The 23,526-nt window shown below is 62.4% G+C and carries 23 protein-coding genes and 1 pseudogene; 13 read left to right on the forward strand and 11 right to left on the reverse strand.

Annotated features, from left to right (window positions below):
* Positions 1 to 8 precede the first annotated feature (8 nt).
* Positions 9 to 1,844, forward strand: a complete 1,836-nt coding sequence (gene asnB / locus OIU19_RS01090) for an asparagine synthase (glutamine-hydrolyzing) (RefSeq protein WP_264232734.1) — start codon at positions 9 to 11, stop codon at positions 1,842 to 1,844.
* On the opposite strand, the gene OIU19_RS01095 is transcribed toward asnB, so the two are convergent.
* Entirely contained in the window at positions 1,833 to 2,804 is a 972-nt protein-coding gene (locus tag OIU19_RS01095; protein WP_264232736.1) for a LysR family transcriptional regulator, read from the reverse strand. The genes asnB and OIU19_RS01095 overlap by 12 nt on opposite strands.
* A 272-nt stretch (positions 2,805 to 3,076) precedes the next feature.
* Between OIU19_RS01095 and OIU19_RS01100 the strand changes: the two are divergent.
* Both OIU19_RS01100 and OIU19_RS01105 read left to right on the forward strand, forming a co-directional pair.
* Positions 3,077 to 3,682, forward strand: a pseudogene (locus tag OIU19_RS01100) (SDR family NAD(P)-dependent oxidoreductase); the annotation flags it as partial.
* Positions 3,680 to 4,789 (forward strand): SMP-30/gluconolactonase/LRE family protein, encoded by a 1,110-nt coding sequence (locus OIU19_RS01105; protein ID WP_372353277.1) that lies wholly within the window; start codon positions 3,680 to 3,682, stop codon positions 4,787 to 4,789. The pseudogene OIU19_RS01100 and the gene OIU19_RS01105, both read left to right, overlap by 3 nt.
* Here the strand turns inward: OIU19_RS01105 and OIU19_RS01110 are convergent.
* The 5 genes from OIU19_RS01110 to OIU19_RS01130 form a co-directional block, all read right to left on the reverse strand.
* Positions 4,779 to 5,729 carry a site-specific integrase gene (locus OIU19_RS01110; RefSeq protein ID WP_264232738.1) on the reverse strand — a complete coding sequence of 317 codons (951 nt, stop codon included), beginning with the start codon at positions 5,727 to 5,729 and terminating at the stop codon, positions 4,779 to 4,781. The genes OIU19_RS01105 and OIU19_RS01110 overlap by 11 nt on opposite strands.
* Before the next feature lie 79 nt (positions 5,730 to 5,808).
* Positions 5,809 to 6,678: a phosphate/phosphite/phosphonate ABC transporter substrate-binding protein gene (locus OIU19_RS01115; protein ID WP_264232740.1), complete on the reverse strand. Its 870-nt coding sequence runs from the start codon at positions 6,676 to 6,678 to the stop codon at positions 5,809 to 5,811.
* Entirely contained in the window at positions 6,669 to 8,993 is a 2,325-nt protein-coding gene (locus OIU19_RS01120) for a bifunctional diguanylate cyclase/phosphodiesterase (protein WP_264232742.1), read from the reverse strand. The genes OIU19_RS01115 and OIU19_RS01120 overlap by 10 nt, the downstream gene beginning before the upstream one ends.
* A 139-nt stretch (positions 8,994 to 9,132) precedes the next feature.
* Positions 9,133 to 9,963 carry an alpha/beta fold hydrolase gene (locus OIU19_RS01125; RefSeq protein WP_264232743.1) on the reverse strand — a complete coding sequence of 277 codons (831 nt, stop codon included), beginning with the start codon at positions 9,961 to 9,963 and terminating at the stop codon, positions 9,133 to 9,135.
* 213 nt (positions 9,964 to 10,176) lie between these two features.
* The gene (locus OIU19_RS01130) at positions 10,177 to 11,496 is read right to left on the reverse strand and encodes an MFS transporter (protein ID WP_264232745.1); all 1,320 of its coding nucleotides are present in this window, start codon (positions 11,494 to 11,496) and stop codon (positions 10,177 to 10,179) included.
* Positions 11,497 to 11,880: 384 nt separating this feature from the next.
* On the opposite strand from OIU19_RS01130, the gene OIU19_RS01135 reads away from it, so the two are divergent.
* Positions 11,881 to 12,891 carry a DNA-binding protein gene (locus OIU19_RS01135; RefSeq protein ID WP_264232747.1) on the forward strand — a complete coding sequence of 337 codons (1,011 nt, stop codon included), beginning with the start codon at positions 11,881 to 11,883 and terminating at the stop codon, positions 12,889 to 12,891.
* A 58-nt stretch (positions 12,892 to 12,949) separates the two neighbouring features.
* Complete coding sequence (locus OIU19_RS01140) at positions 12,950 to 13,126, forward strand: DUF6021 family protein (RefSeq protein ID WP_264232749.1); 177 nt, start codon at positions 12,950 to 12,952, stop codon at positions 13,124 to 13,126.
* 66 nt (positions 13,127 to 13,192) lie between these two features.
* Here OIU19_RS01140 and OIU19_RS01145 read toward each other — a convergent pair whose 3' ends face one another.
* A complete protein-coding gene (locus OIU19_RS01145; RefSeq protein ID WP_264232751.1) occupies positions 13,193 to 13,444 on the reverse strand; it encodes a hypothetical protein in 252 nt (83 codons plus the stop codon).
* A gap of 25 nt (positions 13,445 to 13,469) precedes the next feature.
* Positions 13,470 to 13,970 (reverse strand): DUF4142 domain-containing protein, encoded by a 501-nt coding sequence (locus OIU19_RS01150; protein WP_264232753.1) that lies wholly within the window; start codon positions 13,968 to 13,970, stop codon positions 13,470 to 13,472.
* 165 nt (positions 13,971 to 14,135) lie between these two features.
* On the opposite strand from OIU19_RS01150, the gene OIU19_RS01155 reads away from it, so the two are divergent.
* The 3 genes from OIU19_RS01155 to OIU19_RS01165 are packed head-to-tail and all read left to right on the forward strand — an operon-like array spanning position 14,136 to position 16,773.
* Positions 14,136 to 14,378 (forward strand): hypothetical protein, encoded by a 243-nt coding sequence (locus OIU19_RS01155; RefSeq protein ID WP_264232755.1) that lies wholly within the window; start codon positions 14,136 to 14,138, stop codon positions 14,376 to 14,378.
* Positions 14,375 to 15,169 carry an exodeoxyribonuclease III gene (gene xth, locus OIU19_RS01160; RefSeq protein ID WP_264232757.1) on the forward strand — a complete coding sequence of 265 codons (795 nt, stop codon included), beginning with the start codon at positions 14,375 to 14,377 and terminating at the stop codon, positions 15,167 to 15,169. Before OIU19_RS01155 ends, xth begins: the two co-directional genes overlap by 4 nt.
* Before the next feature lie 41 nt (positions 15,170 to 15,210).
* A complete protein-coding gene (locus OIU19_RS01165; RefSeq protein ID WP_264232759.1) occupies positions 15,211 to 16,773 on the forward strand; it encodes a sensor domain-containing diguanylate cyclase in 1,563 nt (520 codons plus the stop codon).
* A 120-nt stretch (positions 16,774 to 16,893) separates the two neighbouring features.
* Here the strand turns inward: OIU19_RS01165 and OIU19_RS01170 are convergent, their stop codons facing one another.
* Positions 16,894 to 17,403 carry a GNAT family N-acetyltransferase gene (locus tag OIU19_RS01170; RefSeq protein ID WP_264232761.1) on the reverse strand — a complete coding sequence of 170 codons (510 nt, stop codon included), beginning with the start codon at positions 17,401 to 17,403 and terminating at the stop codon, positions 16,894 to 16,896.
* Positions 17,404 to 17,529: 126 nt separating this feature from the next.
* Between OIU19_RS01170 and OIU19_RS01175 the strand changes: the two genes are divergently transcribed.
* From OIU19_RS01175 to dksA, 3 genes are read left to right on the forward strand one after another with little or no spacing between them, the layout of a single operon-like run.
* Positions 17,530 to 18,090 carry a carbonate dehydratase gene (locus tag OIU19_RS01175; RefSeq protein ID WP_264232763.1) on the forward strand — a complete coding sequence of 187 codons (561 nt, stop codon included), beginning with the start codon at positions 17,530 to 17,532 and terminating at the stop codon, positions 18,088 to 18,090.
* 2 nt (positions 18,091 to 18,092) lie between these two features.
* The gene (locus OIU19_RS01180; protein ID WP_264232765.1) at positions 18,093 to 19,430 is read left to right on the forward strand and encodes a dihydroorotase; all 1,338 of its coding nucleotides are present in this window, start codon (positions 18,093 to 18,095) and stop codon (positions 19,428 to 19,430) included.
* Positions 19,431 to 19,443: 13 nt separating this feature from the next.
* Positions 19,444 to 19,851 (forward strand): RNA polymerase-binding protein DksA, encoded by a 408-nt coding sequence (gene dksA / locus OIU19_RS01185; protein WP_264232768.1) that lies wholly within the window; start codon positions 19,444 to 19,446, stop codon positions 19,849 to 19,851.
* Positions 19,852 to 19,869: 18 nt separating this feature from the next.
* On the opposite strand, the gene OIU19_RS01190 is transcribed toward dksA, so the two are convergent.
* A complete protein-coding gene (locus OIU19_RS01190) occupies positions 19,870 to 20,577 on the reverse strand; it encodes an MgtC/SapB family protein (RefSeq protein ID WP_264232770.1) in 708 nt (235 codons plus the stop codon).
* Between the two features lie 434 nt (positions 20,578 to 21,011).
* Here OIU19_RS01190 and OIU19_RS01195 point away from each other — a divergent pair, with 434 nt between their 5' ends.
* Positions 21,012 to 21,485: a sterol desaturase family protein gene (locus OIU19_RS01195; protein ID WP_264232773.1), complete on the forward strand. Its 474-nt coding sequence runs from the start codon at positions 21,012 to 21,014 to the stop codon at positions 21,483 to 21,485.
* A 42-nt stretch (positions 21,486 to 21,527) separates the two neighbouring features.
* Here OIU19_RS01195 and OIU19_RS01200 read toward each other — a convergent pair whose 3' ends face one another.
* Positions 21,528 to 22,433: a bile acid:sodium symporter family protein gene (locus tag OIU19_RS01200; protein ID WP_264232775.1), complete on the reverse strand. Its 906-nt coding sequence runs from the start codon at positions 22,431 to 22,433 to the stop codon at positions 21,528 to 21,530.
* Between the two features lie 194 nt (positions 22,434 to 22,627).
* On the opposite strand from OIU19_RS01200, the gene OIU19_RS01205 reads away from it, so the two are divergent.
* Complete coding sequence (locus tag OIU19_RS01205) at positions 22,628 to 23,509, forward strand: Dyp-type peroxidase (RefSeq protein WP_264232777.1); 882 nt, start codon at positions 22,628 to 22,630, stop codon at positions 23,507 to 23,509.
* The last annotated feature ends 17 nt before the right edge of the window (positions 23,510 to 23,526 follow it).

Here is a 23,526-nt window from a genome sequence, read left to right on the forward strand (position 1 = left end):
AGGCGCACATGTGTGGAATTACAGGGTGGGTGGACTTCACCCGCGACCTTGAACAACAACAGCCAATCATCGCCGCCATGACCGACACCTTGGCCCTGCGCGGCCCGGATGCCCATGGCAGCTGGCGCCACCGCCACGCGCTGCTCGGTCACCGGCGGCTGGCGATCATCGACCTGGCCGGTGGCGTGCAGCCGATGACTTATCGGTTCGCCGACGGCCAGCAAGTGGCGCTGGTGTACACCGGCGAAGTCTACAACCACAACCCGCTGCGCGAACGCTTGCAGGCGCTGGGGCACCAGTTCCAGACCCGCAGCGATACCGAAGTGGTGCTACACGCTTATCTGCAGTGGGGCGAGGCCTGCTGCGAGCAGCTCTCGGGGATGTTCGCCTTCGCCGTGTTCGACACCCGTGACGGGCATTTCCTGCTGGTGCGCGACCGCCTCGGGGTCAAGCCGCTGTATTACGCGCAGCAGGGGCGAGGGCTGCTGTTTGGCTCGGAAATCAAGGCCATCCTGGCCCACCCGGAGTTCGCCAAAGCGCTGGATGTGGTCGGCCTGGTGGATGGCCTGAGCCTGTCACGCGCTACAGCGCGCACGGCGTTTCGCGGCATCAGCGAGCTGCCGCCCGGGCATCGTTTGTCCTGGCGCCCGCAAGGCCAGGTCAAGGTCAGTCGCTATTGGCAACTGAGCCGGCGCGAGCATGAGGATGACCTCGACAGCACAGTGCAGCGCACCCGCGAGCTGCTCGGCAAGGCGCTGGGCGAGCAGCTCTATGCTGACGTGCCGGTATGCTCGCTGCTGTCCGGCGGGCTGGATTCGAGCATTCTCACCGCCATGGCCCAGGGCAAGCTGCAGGCCGAGCATGGCGCGACGGTCAATTCGTTCTCGGTGGATTTTGTTGGCCAGGCCGAGCAGTTCCAGGCCGATAGCTTTCGCCCCGAGCGGGATGAGCCCTATGCGCTGGCCGCCGCCCAGTTCATTGGCAGCCAGCACCAGACCATTTTGATCGACAACCGCGAGCTGGTCGCAGGGCCCGCGCGCGAGGCGGTGTACCGGGCCAACGATTCGGCCAATACCTTCGGTGACGTCGATACCTCGCTGTATCTGCTGTTCAAGGCGATTCGCGCACATTCCACGGTGGCGATCTCCGGTGAAGCGGCCGATGAGGTGTTTGGCGGCTATGCCTGGTTCCGCGATCCCCAGGCGATTGCCGCGCCGCGCTTGCCTTGGCTGTCGCGCATGCAGCTGCTGCAAGCCGAGCTGATCAACCCTGAATTCAATCGCTTGTGCGACTTTGCCGGGTATCAGGACAGCGCCTACCACCAGGCGTTGGACCGGGTCGAGCATCTGGCCGGCGACAGCCCGCACGAGCGAAGGATGCGGGAGATCTGCCACCTGCACCTGCATCACTGGCTGCCGATCCTGCTCGATCGCAAGGACCGTTTGAGCATGGCCGCAAGCCTTGAGGTGCGGGTGCCGTATACCGACCACGAACTGGTGGAGTACGTCTATAACGTGCCCTGGTCGATCAAGGGCAAGGATGGCCAGGAGAAGTGGTTGCTCAAGCAGGCCTGTGCCGACTTGCTGCCCGCTGCGGTGCTGGAACGCAAGAAAAGCCCTTACCCGACCTCGGCCAACCTGGCGTATGAGCGGTTCTTGCGTGATCGCATCCGGCTGCTGCTGAGCGATTCACACAGCCCGGTGTTCCAGGTCATCGACCGCGCCCAGCTGGCGGCGCAGCTCAACCAGGCGCAGGGTTATTTCAATTCGCAGTTACGCCGTAACAACCTGGAAACGGCCTTGGCGCTGGATGCCTGGATGCGCCTGCATGGGCTAGCGGTGTAGTTCGCGGCGCACGATCTCTTCCTGGGTAGCGAGGTCCAGCAGGGTATCGCTGAAGCGCTTCGGCGCGCCCAGGTCGAGCATCGAGATGAAGCTGCCCAGGGCAGGGGAGGCGTTCTGGCTGTTCCAGTTCATGTACAGGCCCATGCTCGGGTTGGGCTGTTCATTGACCGGCTTGATCGGGCGGAACAGCACCCGGTCGCGCAGGGTCGAGTGGGCGATCGACTCTGGCACCAGCGCCACCCCGAAGCCACACGCGACCAGGCCGATCAGGGTATGGATCTGGCCAGCTTCCTGCACCACCTTGGGGTAGAAACCGGCCGCTTCGCACAGGGCCATCAGCTGGCTGAAGTAACCATTGCCCAATACCTGTGGGGTGAAAACGAAATCTTCCTCGGCAAAATCTCGCAGATCGACCATCGACTGGCGGGCTTTTTCATGATGGGCCGGCAAGGCCATCACGATCTGCTCGTTAAGGATCAAGCGCGACTCGATCAGGTCAGGCGGCATCGGCAGCTTGCGCATGAAGGCGATGTCCGCTTCGCCGGCCATCAGCGCCGTGGCCTGGGAGGCCGAGGGCATTTCGCGGATGGTCAGGCGCACGTTGGGGTAGGTTTCGCGAAAGCGCCGCAGCGAATTGAGCAGTGATTCGTAGTAAGCGATGGAAATGGCCGTGATGGTCAGCTTGCCGCAGATACCCTCGGAGACATTGCGCGCATACTCGATGCCTTCTTCGAGCTCCTTGAGGGTGCGATACGCGGTTTCCAGGAAAGCCATCCCGGCCGCTGTGAGCTTGACCCCGCGCTTGTTGCGCAGGAACAGGCTGAAGCCAAGCTTCTCCTCGAGTCGGTTGATCGCTTGGCTCAGGGGCGGTTGCGCCATGTGCAGGCGAATGGCTGCCTTGTGAAAGTGCAGCTCCTCGGCCACGGCGATGAACTGCCTGAGCAAACGTGTCTCGATCATTCTACGTTCCTTCATCGAGTCGAACTGGTGCCAGGTCGGCGACAGGCGCCGGCCATTCCTGCAAACGCGCCATCATAGAGTGTGACTTGGCCATGCAGAAGCCTCTAGACGAGGGCTTTTCCTATCTAAACGCACAGGTCTTAAAGCCTGCTTCATCCAATTGATAATCTTCGGTGATATCCAGGAGATATCAAGGTTGCATGCTTTTAGTATTAAGTCATTGATTTTTTTATTGTTATGGTTCGTGAATAAGAATCGGAGGGGATTCGACGATGTCATTCACGAACAAGGTCGCCATTGTCACTGGGGGCGGCCAGGGGCTGGGGCTTGAATATGCCAAGGCGCTACTGGCCCAGGGCGCCCGCGTCGTGGTCAGTGACCTGGGCACTGATCGGGTAGGTCAAGGTGAGAATCAGGCGCTGGTGACTGAGGCGGTCAGCGCCTTGCAGGCCGCAGGCGGGCAGGTGGTGGCGCATATTGGCCATCTGGATGATGAAGCGGGCTGCCAGCAGCTGGTGGAGCTGGCCATCGAACAGTTTGGCGCCTTGGACATTCTGATCCACAACGCCGGTTGGGTCGGCTACCAGGATATCGAAGACCAGCAAGAGGCGTTTCTTGAGCGCGCCCTGGGCATCAGCGTGCACGCGCCGGTGTGGCTGGCCAAGCATGCCTGGAAGCACCTCAAGCGTTCTGCTGCGCCGCGGGTGGTGCTGACCACCTCGGACCGGGCGATGTACCAGCGCTACGCCCAGCCAGGGTTGGTGGCCTATGCCGCCGGCAAGATGGCCCAGGTCGGCATCATGAACGCGCTGAGCATGGAGGGCCTGGAGCACGGCATTCTGGTCAATGCGATCTCGCCGGTGGCCAAGACCCGCATGTGGGGCGTAACCCAGCCGCCAAAAGACCTCAAGCCCGAGTGGGTCACCCCTGGCGTGCTGTACCTGGCCAGCGACTTGTGTCGCGACACCGGCTATATCCTGCGCGCCAGCAATGGCCAGTTCACCGCTACGCGCTTTTGCGAGAACAGCGGCGTCAATTATCCCCGCGACCTGGCCCGGGTCGAAGCGGGCAGCCTGAACGAGGTGGCAGAGCGCTGGAGCCGCATCAAGGAGTGTCACTACGTACCGACCAAGGTCGCCCGAACCCGTGCCGATCTGGGTGAGAGCCCGGTTTGGGATGAACGAACCGGGCTGCTGTACTTCGTCGATATCTCCGGTGGCCGGATCAATCGGCTGCACCGGGGTGGCGAGGTAGAGGAAGTCTATGCGTCGGCTGCACGTATCGGCGCCCTGGCCCTGACAGACAAGGGCAACCTGATCTTTACCGAAGATGCCAGTGCAGCACTGCTCGATGTGGCGCAAGGCAAGGTACGCCAGTATTCGGCGCCGGTGCATCATCGTTCAAGCTACCGTTTCAACGACGGCGCCTGTGATCCGCAGGGGTATTTCGTCACCGGCCTGATGGATGAAGGCCCCAGCGGCAAGACCGGCGCGCTATATCGTTTTGACCGTGAGTTGCATGCCGAGGTGATTCAGCGCGACCTGTCTCTGCCCAACGGCCTGGCCTGGAGCGAGGACGGCCAGACCCTATTCTTCGTCTGTTCGGTTGCCCGCAGGATCTACCGCGCTCAATACCTGGCCGACGGCACGATGGGCGAGGCCACCCTGTTTGCCGAAACTCCAGCTGAGCTGGGGCGCCCGGACGGCATCGCCCTGGACCGCGAGGGTGGTCTGTGGGTGTGCCAGTTCAATGGCAGTTGCCTGTTGCGCTACGATCGCGAGGGCCACCTGAGCGATCAGGTGCTGATGCCGGTACCGCGCCCAACCAGCTGCTGCTTTGGCGGCGAGGGGCTGGATACCCTGTACATCACCACCGCGCGCTTTGGCATGGCGCCGGCGCAACTGGTCGACTATCCGGATGCCGGCGATCTGTACATGATTCGCCCCGAGGTGCCGGGAGTGGCGCGTCATCTGTTCAAGGAATGAGGCGGTTATCCTGGCCTCCCGGCAGCACCGCCAGGTCGCCAAAGCGCTGCGCTGCATCGATGTAGCGCAGCGCTGACTTGGCATCCTTCCAGCCGATATAGCTCATCAACGACTTCAGCTCCCAGCCGTTGGCGGTCGCCCAGGTGGCAAAGCCACGGCGCAGCGAATGGCCGCTGTACAGCGCAGCGGGCACCCCGGCGCGCTCAAGCATGCCGCGCAGCAGCGCAACCAGGCTGTTGCTGTTGAGCGGCGCCTGGCCCAGATTGCCCCACCGATCGAGCTTGCGAAACACCGGGCCATGGGCGATGGCGGCCACCTCCAGCCATTGCAGATAGGCCGCAACCGGGCACAGCGCCTTGAGCGCCGGGGTGCGGTGTTGCACGCCCAGTGCCTCGCGGTCGCCCTTGCTGCGTGGCAGGAACAAGGTCAGGCCAACGCCGGCTTCGGCCTGGATATGCTCAATACGCAAACGTGCCAGTTCATCGCCACGCAGACCTCGCCAGAAGCCAAGCAGCAACAGCGCGGTATCGCGTCGGGCGCGTAGCAGGGTGGGCAGGTCATGCCGCTCGCGGGCCAGGCGGGCCTCCTCTTCAAACCGCTCGACAGCGGTTTGCAGGTGCTGCAGCAGCAGTGGTGCGGCTTGTTTGGGCGGCGCTGGGTGCAGGGTACGGATACCACGCAGCACCTGGCGCACCAATGGCGCCTTGGTCGGGTCAGGGAAGCCTTGGCTGACGTGCCATTGGCTTAGCGCCGCCAGGCGGTGGCGCAGGGTACTGACCGCATGTTGTTCGGCGTGCTCGACCAGGTAGCGGGCGATGCTGTCGGCGGTAGCCGGCAGGAAGCCACCCCAGCGCACTTCGAAATGCTCGATGGCTGACTGGTAGCTGCGCCGGGTGTTGTCGCGGGTGGCGGCGCGTACGTAGCGCTCGATGTCGGTCATGGGCTGGGTGGTGAGGCAGTGGATCGAGCTGACACGATAAACCAGTTGCGACAGGGAGGCGATGAGGCCAGCACGGGTATCACTGCACGGCGGCGTCCATCATCCGCTGCAACGCCGCGTAATCGGTATGGCTCACCGGCACCAAACCGCTGGCTTCCTGCGAGGCAACGAACCCTGCCAGTGCCTGTGGGTCGTTCAACATGGCATCGCGAACCCGCGCCTTGATCGCCGGGCACACGCTGGCACTGAATACATACGGGTCGTAGTGAATCGGCTGCGAACGCCACAACACCTGCAGCCGTTCAGGTTTGATTGAATGACTGGCCAGATACGCATCGGCCCGTTCACTGGCGATGAACGCGGCATCGACGCGCCCGTCCAACAGTGCCTCCAGGGCCTTGTCGTGGTTGCCGGCATACACCAGCGCGCCAAAGTACCGCGATAGCGTCACGCCCACTGTGGCGGCGAACTCGACGCTAGGCACCAGGCTGCCTGAAGTGCTGGCCGGATCGCTCAGCGCTACCCGCTTGCCGCGCAGGCTGTCGATCTGTTCGGGCCCATCGGCGCGGGTCAGCAGCAGTGCCTGGTAATAGTTGCCCGCCGGGGTATAGGTGCCGGCGCTGAGGGTGAAGCTGGCAAAGGGCTCGATGCGCGGGTCGCGACGCTGCGCCAGGACGTAGGAGGCCGGACCCAGCCGGGCGATATCGGTACCGCCGGAGACGATCGCATCGACCACACTTTCATAGGAAGAGGCGATCGTCAGCTCCACCGGCACTCCGGTTGCCTGGCTCAAACGGTCGATCAGCGGCTGGTGTTCACGCTGCATGTCTTGCACGCCCTTGATCGGAATGATCGCCAGGCGCAACCCACGTGGGCTGCAGTCGGCCTGGGTGTGACTGATGAAAACCAGGGCCAGGCTCAGCGCGGCCAGCGCCTTGGCTACACGCATGCTTTGACCTCCAGGCTTCTGAATGGTGGATAGTCCTGCAGTTGGGCGACCGACAACGGCCGGCTGAAGTGATAGCCCTGGGCAATGTCGCAACCGGCAAGCTTCAGGCACACCACCTGCTCGCGGGTCTCGACGCCTTCAGCGACCACTTCCAGGCCCAGGCGCTTGGCCAGGATGATGGTCGAAGAAACGATCGGGCTGTCGTCGTGGCTGTTGCACAGCGGCGCGATCAACGCACGGTCGATTTTCAGCTTGCTCAGCGGCAGAGAGTGCAGATGGGCAAAACCTGCATAGCCGCGGCCGAAATCATCCAGGCTGATGCCGATACCGGCCGCGCGCAAGCGGTGCAGGTGGTCGACGGCGGCGCCTTCAGGGTCGAGCACGGTGGTTTCGGTGATCTCCAGCTCCAGCCGTTGCGGGGCAATCTGCAGGCGCTTGAGCTCGGCGAGCAGGCGTTCGCTGAAATCGCTCTGGCGCAGTTGCAGCGCTGAGACGTTCACCGCCAGGCGCGACTCGAGGTCGCGTTGGCGCCAGCGCACCAGTTCCTCGCAGGCCAGGCGCAACACTTCCCAACCCAGCTCGACGATAAAGCCGCTGCGCTCGGCAACGCTAATGAACCGGTCGGGGTAAAGCAGGCCGAACTCAGGGTGGTCCCAGCGCACCAGAGCCTCGTAACCCAGCACTTGCAGGGTATCCAAGCGAATCTGCGGCTGAAAATGCAACACGAACTGGCGCTCGGCCAACGCGCTGCCAAAGGCCTGTTCGAGGGTGAAGGCCTGGATGTCGCTCAGGTTCAACGAGGGATCGAAGAAGCGGTACTGGGCACGTCCGGCTTGCTTGGCCGAATACATGGCGGCGTCTGCGCAGCGGATCAGCGCGTCGATGTCCTGGCCATCGCGCGGGCAGATGCTGACGCCGACGCTGGGGCTGGTGTTGACCTCCTGGCCATCCAGGGCATAGGTGGCAGAGAGCTTTTGCACCAATGTGCGCACCCAGGTGTTGATCTGTTCTTCACTGCGCTCCCCGGCCAGCAGCACCACGAACTCGTCACCGCCAAAGCGCGAGGCTTCGTCGCCTGGTTCAAGCAGGCGCTGGATGCGCCCGGCGACCGCTTGCAACAGCAGGTCGCCAATACGGTGGCCCAGCGAGTCGTTGATCGATTTGAAGCGATCCATGTCGATGAACAGGATCGCCATCAGGCGCCGTTTGCCACGCTGGCGGCTAAGTGTCTGGGTAGCAACTTCGACGAACTGGCGGCGATTGTGCAGGCCGCTGAGGTGATCGGTGGCTGCCGCATGGCTGCTGCGTCGGTGCTCGTCTTCCAGGCGCTCGATCAGCTCATGGTTGACCTGCTGGGCCTGCTCCAGCGCACTGAAGGCTTCCTGGCGCTTGCCCAGCAGGCGCAGGCTCCAAGCGAGGCTGGCGAGGATCATCAGGGTCATGCACAGGTTCAGCCAGAATTGGCCTTCGTAGGTCAGTGCCGACGGGGTGAGGATTTCTTCATAGCGCTGACTGACCACGATGCTGAAACCGCGATCAGCCACGCGCCGATACAGGCTCTGGTAGGGCCCTTCGGCGGCATATTGGGTCAGCACCCCGGCGTCATCGCCGGTGTCTGGCAGGTCGGGCATCAATGTCTCGCCGGCCACCACTACGCCGCTGGTGTCGATCCGCAAGCGCTCCTGGCCATCATCTTGCAGCAGCCGCATCAGCCCGCTGCGGCCCAGGTCGATGTGCTGAAACAACACCGCCAGGTAGCCGATGTCCAGTTGCACCACCAGGATAGTGTCGATCTCGCGCCCCGGCAGATCAGTCAGGGGCAGCAGGAACGGCAAGCGCCAGTCGGGCAGGGCGGAGGGATTGTCACTCGCTGCGATGCGCGGCAGGAACGGCTTGAAGCCGTAGCGCGAGACGTGGTTTTTCAGCTGCTCCAGCCAATCATCAGGCAGGCGCTGGACTTCGTCGCCATGGCTGGCCGAGACCAGCTGTCCGTGCCGGTCATACAGGCTCATGCGCTTGAACACCGGGTCTTCGGCGAGAATCCGCGCCAGACTGAAGCTGCCTTGGCGCAGCGCTTTCATATCATCCTGGGTACCGCGGCCTACCGCCTGGGCGCGATCGACCAATTGGCGCAGGCTCTCGGCGACGATACTGGCAAGGTTCAGGTGCTCGGCCGCTTTGGCTGACAAAGCGCCCTGGCGGGCGGCGTGCTTCTGGGTGAAGTGCAGGCCCCAGAGAAATGCCAGGGTCACGGCGCACAGCACCAGGATCAGAATCGGCAGAAGGCCTGCGGAGGATGATGTTCGGCGGATCACTGCTGGTGGTTCCCGACCCTGGGTGATGCTCGGAAAATACGACAGGCAGATGACAGCTGAATGACTGATGGCACTTTGCTTTCAATTTTTCTACTGCGCACACAGCCATAGGCCGACAAGGCCTATGGCCGTGCGTTGATCAACCGCGCACGAACGCCAACAGATCGGCGTTGATCACATCGGCATGGGTGGTCGGCATGCCGTGCGGGTAGCCCTTGTAGGTCTTCAAGGTGCCGTTGCTTAGCAGTTCTGCCGAGCGCGGGCCGGAGTTTTCGTAGGGCACGATCTGGTCGTCATCGCCATGCATGACCAGCACCGGGATGGTGATGCGCTTGAGATCCTCGGTGAAGTCAGTCTGCGAGAAGGCAACGATGCCGTCATGGTGAGCCTTGGCCGAGCCCATCATGCCCTGGCGCCACCAGTTGAGGATGACCCCTTCGGCAGGCTTGGCCCCAGGGCGGTTGTAGCCGTAGAACGGGCCGGCGGGCACATCGTGGAAAAACTGCGCGCGGTTGGTCGCGGTTTGCACCTGGAAGTCGTCGAATACCGACTTGGGCAGCCCACCCGGGTTAGCCTCGGTCTTGACCATCAGCGGGGGCACCGCTGCAATCAGTACGGCTTTGGCAACCGGATCGTTGGGGTGACGGGTGATATAGCGCACCACCTCGCCGCCGCCGGTGGAGTGGCCGACATGCACCGCGCCCTGCGTCCCCAGGTGCTCGACTACAGCGGCGACGTCATCGGCGTAGTGGTCCATGTCGTGTCCATCCCAGACCTGGCTGGAGCGCCCGTGTCCGCGCCGGTCATGGGCGACCACGCGAAAGCCTTGGCCAAGGAAGAACAGCAATTGCGCATCCCAGTCATCGGCGCTCAGCGGCCAGCCATGGTGAAAGTGGATCACCTGGGCGTCGCGTGGCCCCCAGTCTTTGTAGAAAATCTCGACCCCATCTTTAGTTGTGACGTATCCCATGCTCGCGTCTCCTGTATCAAAGGGTGGCGTGGTGACCGACATCCACCGCACAGCCTGAGCCGGTTGAACCCTCGGTCGCCTATCCAGCGTAGGACTAAAGTCAGCTTCAAGGTCTGAGAATTTTTCGAAGGTGCGGCATCAGTAGTGGTAACTGGGCATACGGCACAAAAAAACAGGCCCATGACGGGCCTGTGAGGAAAGCACCATGCCTGCTTACAGCGTTTCGATACTGCGCGGCGCCATGAAGTACAGCCAGATCAGCGCCAGGAAGTACATGGCCGGAATCAGGGTGAACAACACCGCATAGTTGTTATGGGTTGCAGTCAGCACGCTGCCCACGATCTGGGTCATGAACATCCCACCAATGGCCGCGCACATGCTGGCGAAGCCGAACACCGAGCTGATCAGGTGCTTGGGCGTGTAGTCCATCACCAGGCTCCAGATATTCGCCGTCCAGGCCTGGTGCGCGCCAACCGCCACCGCGATGGCCAGCACCGCAATCCACAAGCCACTGGCGTGCGCGGCAAAGGTCACGCTGAGCATGGTGCAGGCGAAAATCAGCAGCGAGATCAGCCGCGCGCGGGTGGCCCGTACGCCGCGACCGATCAACCAGGAAGACAGGATGCCGCCGCCGATGCTGCCGAAATCAGCGGTCAGCCAGATCAGAATCAGCGGGATGCCCATCTGGGTAACGCTGATGCCCAGGTCGTACTGCTGATTGAGAAACGGCGGCAGCCAGTACAGGTAGAACCAGAACACCGGGGCGGTGATCGAGTACGCCACGGCGAAGGCCCAGGTCCCGCGCATGCGCAGGATGCGCTTGAAGGGTACGCGGTGCGCCTCAGGCTCGACGTCCTGTTGGATGTAGTCCAGTTCGCTCTGGCGCACCCGCGGGTGCTGCTCAGGGTCGAAGTATTTCAGCCCCCAGAACACCAGCCAGACCAGGCCCAGGCAAGCCATGGCGATGAACGCGGCTTGCCAGCCCCAGGCGGCGAGGATCAGCGGCAGCAGCGCCGGGGTGACCATGGCGCCGACATTGGTGCCGGCGTTGAACAGGCCGGTGGCAATCGCCCGTTCGCCAGCGGGGAACCACAGCCGCGTGGTCTTGACGCAAGCGGGGTAATTGGCCGCTTCAGTCAGGCCAAGGATGAACCGGCACACCATGAACCCCGCCGCCGAGGTCGCCAAGCCGTGGGCGCCCGTGGCGAGGCTCCAGAGCAGCACGGCGGCAAAGAACGCGCGCTTGACGCCTACTTTGTCGATCAGCCGGCCTTGCAACAAAAAACCTATCGCGTAGCCGACCTGGAACCAGAAGTTGATGTTGGCGTAGTCCATCGCCGTCCAGCTCATGTCCTTGGCCAGCATCGGTTGCATGATCCCGAGGGCAGCGCGATCGATGTAGTTCAAGGTGGTGGCGAAGAACACCAGGGCGAGCATGCCCCAGCGGGTCTTGCCGACGGCGAAGGCATCGCGAACTTTGTCGCCGATGCCTCCCTGCGTGAGGCGGGGCGTGGTGATCTTGGAATCGGTCATTTAAGGGTCGTTTATTGAACTTGTTATGAGCTGCAAGGGCTTATCGAACGCGACCAGCTTTTAGGCAGAGCGGGGCGCGAGGTCGGTGAATGGTGCGCAGTGAATCACAGACCGTCAATTCAAGGGGGGCGCTTGTGTTCGATCATCGAACAGTAGCGGGCCGCGTTTCCTTGCGTCTGGGTATCGGCCGCTTTTCCTTATCCAGTACTCCCGCCGCGCGCTTCTGTACATCTGCCGGCAACTCTTAGCGACTCATTTGCCTATCACATGCGATAAGCCGTGTTTATTGAATGTCATCCAGTCCTTGAAAAGCCGTTTCACTGCGATCAGAATTGGTACGTAATTACATAGTACGTACCACATTACGAAATCGTAGGAGCACACATGGCGCGCGGCGGTATCAACAAAGCGGTAGTGCAGCAGGCGCGCCAGGCCTTGATAGCCCGTGGCGAACACCCAAGCATCGATGCGGTACGAATCGAGTTGGGCAACACGGGCTCGAAAACCACCATTCACCGCTACCTCAAAGAACTGGAGGCCCAGCAACCCGCGGCGCCGTTGGCGATGTCAGGGCTGAACGAGCCATTGGCACGGCTGGTGGATCAGCTGGCGGCGCAGTTGCATGAGCAAGCAGAGGCGCACATTCGCCAGGCCGAAGCGGTATTCGTCGAGCAACGTGAACAGCTGCAGGCGCAGCTGCAGCTGGCTCAGCAGGCGCTGGCTGCGGCGCACCAACAGCAGCAGATCCAGGCCGCCGCCTTGCAGGCCGAATCGGAGAAGCTCGCCTCGACCTTGAGTACTCTGCAAGCCGAGCAATTGCGCAGTGCCAGCCTCAACCAGTCGCTGGGCGAGTTACAGCTGCGCCTGACCGACAAGGATGAGCAAATCCGTTCGCTGGAAGACAAACATCGCCACGCTCGCGATGCGCTCGAGCACTACCGCGCCGCCAGCCGCGAGCAGCGCGAGCAAGAACAGCGCCGGCATGAGGCGCAGGTTCAACAGCTGCAGGTCGAACAGCGGCAATTGCAGCAGGGCTTGATCGTGCGCCAGGAAGAATTGACCCGCCTGCACCGCGACAATGAGCGTTTGCTAGGCGAGAGCCGTCAGTTGACCGCGCAGCACACCCTGATGAACGAGCAACTTGAGCAACGCGATGCACAAGTGCAGGGGCTGCGTTCGATCCTGGCCCAGGCGCAGGGCAGCAGTGATGAGATGCGCCGTCAGCTTGAGGCACAAGCCCAGCAGTTGGAGCAAAAGCGTGAGTTGTGCAGTGAGCAGAAGCAGCAGTTGGATTATTTGCAGGCTGAGCTCGGCAGTCGGTCTGCCGCGTTGAGCGAATGCCGCGCGGCTTTGACTGCCAAAGAGCCTGCCAATCGGCTTGGCGAAGGCGGATAAATCAAACTTTGCGCTGTCGGTGGTTTCTTCTATAAACACCCACCGGAGTCGCTCAACCATGTCCAAGCCAGAGCAACAGCGTACTGAACCGCCAGGGAAGGGGCCTCATTCTTCCGAGCATTCCACTCAAAAGGATGATCTGGGGTTTGATCCAGACTCGCCAGATGTCGATGATCCGCAAGTTGACCCCCAGGGGCCGGCCAAGCCGCCGCGGGATTTTGAGAAGAAACAGTGAAGCATCCGGCCTCTTTGCAGGTGAGCCCGCAAAGAGGCCGGAATTGGCTAAAACCAGTCAGAATGGTCAGCCTTGGACTTGCTTGGCTGCCTCAACCCCCGCGCTGGAGAGTTTGATCGGATACTGCACGCTGATCTGGTGCTCGGCGTCGACGCCAACGCTGCCATCGTGAATCAGCCCTTCGTCCTGCAGGGTCTTGAGCATGCCGGCCACGGCTTTCTCGCCGCGATAATTGTCCAGCACTTCCTTGCCCAGCCCCTGTGGGTGGGCATGCAGCAGGCGGGTGAGAACTTCTGAGCGTAGTGGATCGTTACTCATGGATGGCTAACCTCGCAGAATCAATTCATTTGCCGTGTTTGGCTTGCAGCTGCTTGGCATGCTCCAGATGCTTTTGCAGGGTCGGCAGCGTGTCGCTGGCGAAGGCTTTCAGATCAGGCTTGTCAGAAGAGCTGGCCTCTTTCTTGAACAACTCCACCGCTTTTTCGTGGGCATCGACCTGATTGTTGATGTACGACTTGTCGAACGACTCGTCACGCCACTCCAGGATCACCTTCTTCACCTTGTCGGTCAGCGCGGCCTCATCTGGCACGCTGATATCGTGCTTGCGGGCGACATCGCCGAGTTGCTGATTGGCCTTGGTATGGTCGGTGACCATTTGTTGAGCGAAGGCCTTGATGTCGGCATTCTGGCTCTTCTGCATGGCCAGGTTGCCGGTCACCACTTCGGCAATGCCGGCTTCGGTGGCAGCATCGACGAAATCATCGGAGTTTGCGGCCATGGCATGCAACGAAGCCATGCCCAATGCGACGGACAAGCCGACCCGCTTGAGGAACAGATTGTTCATGATGCACTCCTTCTCAGTTGGCGCGACCTCAATGTCGCTTATGGTTGAGCCATGGCGCAGGGCAAAGGTTTAATTTTTCTGCGCACAGCGCCACCGGTGAAAGCCTGTGGAACGATGCCAGCGGGCAGGGCTCAGAGATTCAAAGGTTGCATGAAGGAGCAGGGCATGAGCATCGAACGCAGCATTCCCGAGCTTGAGGCCTGGTACGCCCAGTACGACGACGAGAGCTATAGGCGCGAATCGCCGGATGCTTATCACCACGAGCTGATTCGTACTGCCGAGGCGCTGCGCGACGACGGCGCACTCGATTGGGATGATTGGCTGGCCCTCAAGGCGCTGGCCGACCAGGCCCATGTCCGCGCCCTTGAGGAGGCGGTGCAGGCCCACGTCAACGATCCAGACGCATGAAAGCGCTGAAGATTGCCACCTTCAACATCAATGGCATCCGCAGTCGCTTGCCTGGGTTACTGGCCTGGCTTGAACGGGAACAACCGGATATCGCCTGCCTGCAAGAGCTTAAGGCCGCAGACAAAGACTTTCCCCGTCAGGCCTTGGAAGCGGCCGGCTATGGCTGTGTGTACCAGGGCCAGCCAGCGTGGAACGGGGTGGCGATATTGGCCCGCGACAGTGAGCCTTTGGAGGTGCGCCGTGGTTTGCCAGGCATGCAAGACGACAGCCAGAGCCGCTACCTGGAGGCCGCGGTCCATGGCGTACTGGTCGCCTGTCTGTACTTGCCCAACGGCAATCCGCAACCGGGGCCGAAGTTCGATTACAAGCTCGCCTGGTTCGAGAACCTGATCACGCATGCCCAGGGGTTATGCGCCAGCGAACACCCGACGGTGCTGGCCGGTGACTTCAACGTTGTGCCGACCGATCAAGACATCTACAACCCGCGCTCCTGGCTCAAGGACGCCTTGCTCCAACCCGAATCGCGCGCCTGCTACCAGCGCCTGCTTGGGCAAGGCTGGATCGATGCCGTGCGCCACCTGCACCCGGATGAGCGGGTGTATACCTTTTGGGATTACTTCCGCAATCACTGGGCGCGCAATGCCGGGCTGCGAATCGACCACTTGCTGCTCAATCGCGCGCTAGCCCCCTATCTGAAGGCGGCAGGGGTCGATGCCTGGGTGCGTAACGAGCCCAAAGCCAGCGACCACGCGCCGACCTGGATCGAGCTGGGCTCGCGCAAACGGCGCTGATCTATAGTCAAGGACGGCAATTGCGACAACAAGGGACTTCAATGCGTGCTGCCAGGAAACACGACGATGACGGACTGTTCGCGGTAACCGGCGAGGGCCGCGCAGTGGCCTTGTTTCGACTGGTATTGGTGTTCATGGCGGTGGTGATGCTGGCCTTCGTGTCGACCGAAACCTGGCGCATCTGGCGTGATTATCGGCATGCGTTCGTCAATGCCGAAGACTCGGTCACCAACCTGGCCCGTGCCTCTGCGCAACACGCCGAAGATGCTATCCGCCAGGTCGATGCGATTACCGCAGCATTGGCCGAGCGCTTGGAAGGAGACGGCTTCGAGCACCTCGACCGACCGCGCCTGCACGCCTTGCTGCGTCAGCAGGCCACCATCATGCCGCAGTTGCACGGGTTGTTCGTGTATGGCCCCGACGGCAGCTGGATCGTCACTGACCAGGACGCCATCCCGGCCAATGCCAACAACGCCGATCGCGACTATTTCAGCTATCACCGCAGCCACACCGATCGCCACGTCCGCATCGGCTCGGTCGTCAAAAGCCGCTCGACCGGCGATTTGATCATTCCGATTTCCAGGCGCTTGAACTATCCCGACGGCAGTTTTGCCGGGGTGCTACTGGGCACCATCAAAGTCGACTGGTTCGTGCGCTATTACGGCGATTTCAAGATCGACGAGCGCGGCGCCCTGGTCTTGGCCAAGCGCGATGGGACCATTCTGGTACGCCGGCCCTTTGTCGAGCAGGTGGTCGGCCGCAGCCTGGCCAACAGCGAGGTGTTTCGCAACCACCTGCCGTATGCCAACGAAGGCATCGCGCAAGCGGTGGCAGTGGTCGACGGCACGCCGCGGCTGTATGCCTACCGGGCGCTGAGCCGGTATCCGCTGGTGGTGGAAGCGGGGCTGTCGCGCGAGTCGATCATCGCGCCGTGGCGGCATGACATGATCAAGTCGATTGGCGTACTGCTGGTCTTGCTCCTGGGCTTGGCGGTATTCGGCTGGGTGGTGCTGCGCCAGCTGCGCGAACGGATTGCCATCGAACGCGCTCTGCACCAGGCGCACCAGACCCTCAAGGACCTGGCCCTGACCGACAGCCTGACCGGTTTGGGCAACCGCCGGCGACTCGATGCGGTGTTCGAAGCTGAAGTCGGCCGGGCACGTCGGCAAGGCTACCCGCTGGCCTTGGTCATGATGGATCTGGATTACTTCAAGGCTTATAACGACCGCTACGGCCATCCGGCAGGCGACCAATGCCTGCGCCGGGTTGGCGAATTATTACGGCACATGTTGAAGCGCCCTGCGGACTTGGCGGTGCGCTATGGCGGTGAAGAGTTCACCCTGTTGTTGCCCGATACCGACGCGCAAGGTGCGGTGTTGATCGTGCAAGAAACGCTGCACATGCTGCGCCGCTTGGGTATTGAGCACGCCGGCAGCCCGTTGGGACAGGTGTCGGCCAGTGCCGGGATTGCGGTGACTTATCCGGCCCTTGAGACGGTTACCGCTGAGAGTTTGATGGCGGTGGCTGATAGCGCATTGTATGAGGCCAAGCGCCAGGGTAGGGATCGCTATTGCCTGGCCGGGGCGGCTGCCGCGAGTGCATAGCCAGTGGCTTGTGGGCTGCAGTGCCGGCCTCATCGCGGGGCAAGCCCGCTCCCACGTTAACCTGCTTCATAGAGGGCTGCGTGGGAGCGGGCTTGCCCCGCGATGAGGCCGGCACTGACATTATCCGGCCAGAATCATGCGCATGGCGCAGCGCCCAACCAGCCCAAGGCGCCGTTCTTCCTCCAAGATCCCTAGCAACCGCTCGCCCAACTGCTCCTGGCTAATCACGGCAAAACCAAGCCGCTGGTAAAACGGCGCATTCCAAGGCACCTGCGAAAAAGTGGTCAAGGTCACCTCTGCACAACCCATCCCTCGAGCCGCACCAATCGCTTGGGCAATCAACCCACGGCCAAGCCCTTGGCCCTGCGCTTGCTGAGCAACGGACACTTCATGAATATGCAGCGCATCACCCTCCAGACGGGCGCAGAGAAACCCCATTACCCGTTCGTGCTCATCGACTGCCACCCAGCTTGCCTGGGCCTGAACGAACAGCTGATGCTCGAATTCGCTCAGCACCTCACCTGCCGCCAGCCAGGCCAAGCTAGGCACGCTGAGAAATGCCTGGGCTGCCGAACGCTCGATGCTCGGCAGCAGCGGGATATCCCCGGCTAGGGTAGGGCGAATACGCATAGGGTGGTCCTCGGCATGCAAAGCGGCAAGTCTGAGAGCTGGCGAAGTAGGGAGCAAGCGAGGGCTTGCAAGTTAACTGTTATAACGTAACATTTGAGGCTGCCCACTTTCTCAGGATCAACCACTGTGATTCGCAGAAACCCCTCCGGCCACCTCCCAGAAATCGCTGAGTCGGCCTATATCGACCAAACAGCGATCATCTGCGGCAAGGTGGTGATCAAGGACAACGTATTCGTTGGCCCTTACGCCGTGATCCGCGCCGACGAAGTCGACGCCAGCGGCGATATGCAACCGATCGTCATCGGCGCCAACTCCAATATCCAGGATGGCGTGGTGATCCACTCCAAGTCTGGCGCCGCGGTAAGCATTGGTGAATACACCTCGATAGCCCACCGCTCGATCGTCCACGGCCCCTGCACCGTGGGTGATCGGGTATTCATCGGCTTCAACAGCGTGTTGTTCAACTGCCGCGTGGGCAATGGCAGCGTGGTGCGGCACAACTCGGTGGTCGATGGCAGGGATTTGCCCGAACGCTTCTACGTGCCGCCCACCGAGCACATTGGCCCCCACACCGATTTGCAGGGTTACCCGCCGGTCAGCGTTTCGGCCTCGGAGTTCTCCGAAGACGTCGCGCGCACCAATATCGATCTGGTCCAGGGCTACAAGGCCTTGCAGAACGAGTTTTGAGCATGGCCGACTTGCTCATACGCAATGCCCGGGTGGTCAATGAAGGGCGTGAGTTCGACGCCGACCTGCTGGTCGCCCACGGGCGCATCGAAAAAATCGCCGCGAGCATCGACAACGCCCAGGCGCGCATCGAACTCGACGCCGATGGCCGCTGGCTGGTGCCGGGCATGATCGATGACCAGGTGCACTTCCGTGAGCCAGGCGCTGCGCACAAAGGCTCCATTGCCAGCGAGTCGCGCGCCGCAGTGGCCGGCGGCATTACCAGTTTCATGGACATGCCCAACACCCATCCGCCCACCCTGACCCTGGCAGCGCTGGCCGACAAGCAGCGCCGCGCGGCGGCGACTTCGCGTGCCAACTATGGTTTTCACTTTGGTGTCAGCCGCGACAACCTTGAAACCATCGCCGCGCTCGACCCTGGCGCGGTCGCCGGGATCAAGGTGTTCATGGGTGCATCGACCGGCGACATGCTGGTGGATGACCCTCAGGTACTGGAAAAGCTGTTCAGCTGTGCCCCCACTATCCTGCTCGCCCACTGCGAGCACACCCCCAGCATCCTTGCCAACCAGGCGCGCTGGCAGCAGCGCCATGGCACGTTCATCCCGCCCGCCGCGCACCCACAGATTCGCGACGCCCAGGCGTGCCATCGCTCCTCGAAGCTGGCCGTCGAACTGGCCCGGCGTTTCGGCACTCGGCTGCATGTCCTGCACCTGACCACAGCCCGCGAACTGGCGTTGTTCGAGCCAGGCCCGGTGACCGGCAAGCGCATCACCGCCGAGGTCTGCCTGCACCATTTGCTGTTCGACGACAGCGACTACTCAGTGCTTGGCCACCTGATCAAGTGCAATCCAGCGATCAAGTCGCGCGCCGAGCGCGACGCCTTGCGTCAGGCGCTGGCCAGCGATCTCATCGATGTGATCGGCACCGACCATGCACCGCACAGCCTGGAAGAAAAACAGCGCGATTACCTCCAGGCACCGTCCGGGCTGCCATTGGTCCAGCACGCCTTGCCGGCCGCCTTGGAGCTGGTCAGCGAAGGGGTATTGAGCCTGAGCCAGATGGTCAGCAAGACCAGCCATGCAGTAGCGGACTTGTTCGCCATTCGTGAGCGCGGCTACCTGCGTGAGGGCTACTGGGCGGATTTTGCGCTGGTCGAGCGCCTGGCCCAGCCCCTGCCAGCCAGCGCGCAACCGATACTTGCCCACTGCGGCTGGACCCCCTTTGCCCAGCGCAGCTTTCGCCATGCCGTGCGCAGCACCGTGGTGTCGGGGCAGTTGGCTTGGCACCAGGGCCAGGTGATAGACAGCTGCCAGGGGCTGCCGTTGATGTTTGAACGATGAAGGAAGCACCGCCATGACCGAACAAGAGTTACTCAAGCAAAGCCCAGCGGCCTACATGAACGAGCCGCAGCGCCAGTTTTTTCGCACATTGCTGATAAGCCAGCGTAGCGAACTGCAGCAGCGCATCGAGCAAGAGTTTCGCGCCTTGCGCGAACAGGAAGTGCTCAGCGACCCCGCCGACATTGGCAGCGCCGAGGAGCAGCGGCACTGGCAATTGCGCTCGCTGGAGCGCGAGAAGAAGCTGCTGGACAAGATCGACCAGGCCCTTGAGCGCCTAGCCCGTGGTGAGTATGGCTGGTGCGAGGAAACCGGCGAGCCGATCGGCCTGCGCCGCTTGCTGTTGCGGCCGACCGCCACCTTGTGCATCGAAGCCAAGGAGCGCCAGGAAATGAAGGAAAAGCACCAGCGGGACGGCGCCTGAGCCGCCCCGCGCTGGCGTTCAGTCTGTCCCCAGCTCACGCACCTGCCAGCGCACCGCGCTGACGCCTTTTTCCAGGCTGACTCGGCCGACCAGCCGCTCCAGTTGAGCCGTGGCTTGCGGATTGCCCAGCAGTTCGGCGCGCACTTCCAGGCGGCTGGCGTCAGGCAGATCCTCGCTGTGCAGCGACTGCAAGCGCAGGCCAGGGTCGCTGAGGCTGTGCAGCATCAGGCTGCGCACCTGGATCTCGTCCTCGGCGCGGCAAACGATACGCACCTCGAAACGCTGCTCGACCTCGCTGGCCGGCAACACTTCCTGATGATCCAGGCGTTGGGCGATATCGCGCAGCAAAATGTTGGCGCAGAGCACCACCAGGCTGCCCACCGCTGCCTCCAACAGCAGCTCAACGCTGCACAGCACGCCGACAGCGGCGGTGCACCAGAGGGTCGCGGCAGTATTGAGCCCGCGCACGTTCAAGCCGTCGCGCATGATAACGCCGCCGCCGAGAAAACCGATACCCGACACCACATACGCGGCGATCCGCGACGCATCGTTCGGGGCCATGCCCGGCACTGCCTGGGTCATCAGCACGAACAGGCAAGCGCCGGTGCTGACCAGCGCATTGGTGCGCAGGCCGGTCAGGCGTTGACGCAGTTGTCGCTCAGCGCCGATCAAGGCACCGAGCAGCAGGGCTACGCTGACGCGCAGCAGAAAGACTTTCCAATCCATAGCAAACCTCGTTGCACGGGCAATCGCCCGTACGAGCACCATCGGCAGATGGCACGTTGAAAAATGAGAATGCGCAGGACCACAGCAACCATCGCCCATCGGGCGGCGGTGTAAAGAAGAGGGGGGAGGGAGCATTGACCCGTTTGGGCCGTGCTGAACCACCGTCTACCGGGTTTGGCGAGACAGTGGCAGAAATACTGCCGGACTAGCTCGCCGTGTGGACCTGTCGCAATCGACTGGGGCTACTGTCCAATGCAGGACTCCTGTGTGGGGATGCGTAATTGCGCGGCGGACCTTACCCCTGGCACGGGGCAAGGTCAACGACAGAAAGATGACAATTGCGTCATCGAGGCGTTTGCTTGATCAGGCTGGGCTGATCCCTACCGGCTGCGGTGGTAATCTTGCGCCTTTGGTCATCTACTGCGGATTTTCCCATGCTGTTCAATCTCGCCATCCTGTTCGCCACCGTGCTGGCCATGGAAGGCGTCGGCACCTTGGCGCACAAGTACATCATGCATGGCTGGGGCTGGTGGTTGCACCGCTCGCACCATCAGCCGCAGCTGGGCATGCTGGAAACCAACGACGTCTACCTGGTGGCGCTGGCCTTGATTGCGACCGGCCTGGTGGCGCTGGGCAAGGCCGGGCATGCGCCATTGCAGTGGGTCGGCGGCGGGGTAGCGGGTTATGGCCTGCTGTATGTGCTGGCCCATGACGGCTGGTTTCACCGGCATTGGCCGCGCAAGCTGCGCCCAACCAATCGATACCTGAAGCGACTGCATCGGGCGCACCGGCTACACCATGCGGTTAAGGGGCGCCAGGGCTGCGTGTCGTTCGGTTTTTTCTATGCGCCGCCCTTGGCCGTGCTCAAGCGCCAATTGCGTGCACGGCGTACGCACATCGAGCGCTGAAGCAGCGGGCCTCATCCCGGATCAAGCCCGCCCCTGCAAAGGTCAATCTTCAGCGGTACGCCCAGAACCGGCCGCGCTCCGCTCTAGCCTGTGACCCCGACTCACCCACCAGCCGAACCCCGCCGCCGTGAAGAACATGAGCAAGCTGTAGATCGCCGCGGGTACTGCCATGGTGGCGTTATTGAGCAGCGATGGGCTCAAGGCCAGGGCAATGGCCAAGGTGCCGTTGTGAATACCGATCTCCATGCCAATCGCAATCGCCTGGCGCTTGGGGATGTTCAACAAGCGCGGCACCCAGTAGCCCACGCCCAGGCTGAGCAGGTTGAACAATAGCGCAGCGCCGCCGACGATCGGTGCGTACTCGACTACGGTCTGCCAGTCCTTGGCCAGCGCCAGGACGATGGTGAACGCCAGGAACAGCGCCGCCACCAGCTTCATTGGTTTCTCCATGCGCGCGGCAAAGCCCGGTGCCCAGCGGCGGATCATCATGCCCAGCGCCACCGGCAGCAAGACGATGGCGAACACTTGCATGACCTTGGCAAATTGCAGCGGAATCGCCTGATCCGATTCCATGAACCAGATCAACGACAAATTGACCAGCAGCGGCATGGTCAGGATCGCGATCAGCGAGTTGACCGCGGTCAAGGTGATGTTCAGCGCCACATCGCCGTGGGCCAGGTGGCTGAACAGGTTAGCCGTAGTGCCGCCGGGCGAGGCTGCCAACAGCATCAGGCCGACCGCCAGTGCCGACTCCAGGCCAAAGCCATTGGCGATCAGGAAACATACCAACGGCAGCAGCAGGATCTGGCAAGCCAGGCCAATCACTACCGGCTTGGGGTACTTCACCACCCGGGCGAAGTCAGCCAAGGTCAGCGACAAGCCAAGCCCGAGCATGATGATGCCCAAGGCGATAGGCAAGACGGCGGTAAGCAAGGGTGAGGCGGTCATGGGCACTGTCTCGAGCAAAGTAGTGCCAGCAGTGTAGGTGGCGCCCGAACGATAGCTAATCGCACTGGGCCAGGTCTTGGTAAAGTTTTGTTACTGCGCCTGTGGCCAAAGCACCGCTACAGCGGCTCTGCGCCGCGTTGCTTACTGGCGGCGGGCGCAGTAGGATTCGCGCTTTTGCCGAGGATTAGCCTGTCATGCCGTTCCAGCAAGGTCTGCTTGCCACCCCGGTGCCGGCGCACGCCCGTCACTTGTTCTTCACCTTGCACGCAAGCCAGGCGCTGCCTGCCGTGCTTGACGCTTTGCTGACGCAAGTCGATGGCCAGCAACTGATCGTCGGCATCGGCGCGCCGCTGGCCAAGGCCCTGGGCCGCGAAGTCCCGGAGCTACGCAGCTTCCCGCAACTGGACGCGGCGGTCGAGAACCCTAGCACCCAGCACGCCCTGTGGCTGTGGCTGCGCGGTGCTGAGCGCGGTGAGCTGTTCCTGCGCGCGCAGGCCTTGGAACAACTGCTGGCACCGGCCTTGCGCCTGGTAGACAGTGTCGATGGCTTCCTGCACCGCGGCGGTCACGACCTGACCGGCTATGAGGACGGTACTGAGAACCCGGTCGAGCAAGCTGCAGTAGACGCGGCAATCGTTGCCGGCGAGCAGCCAGGCCTGAGCGGTTCGAGCTTTGCTGCCTTCCAGCTGTGGAAGCATGACCTGAACTACTTCAAGTCGCTGCCGCAGGCTGAGCAAGACAACATCATTGGCCGCCGTCTCAGCGACAACGAAGAGCTGGACGATGCGCCAGAGTCGGCACACGTCAAACGTACCGCTCAGGAGAGCTTCGACCCTGAAGCCTTCATGGTCAGGCGCTCGGTCGCCTGGGCCGATGAGCGTGGCGCGGGCCTGGCGTTCGTTGCCCTGGGGCGTAGCTTCGACGCTTTCGAGGTGCAGCTGCGCCGCATGAGCGGCTTGGAAGACGGCGTGATCGACGGCCTGTACCGTTTCAGCCGGCCACTGACCGGCGGTTACTACTGGTGCCCACCGCTCACTGCCGGCGGCCTGGACTTGAGCTTGCTGCTGCAAGCCTGAAGCTAACATCCAGATAC

It is taken from the genome of Pseudomonas sp. BT-42-2 (assembly GCF_025847435.2).
Lineage (GTDB): Bacteria > Pseudomonadota > Gammaproteobacteria > Pseudomonadales > Pseudomonadaceae > Aquipseudomonas > Aquipseudomonas urmiensis.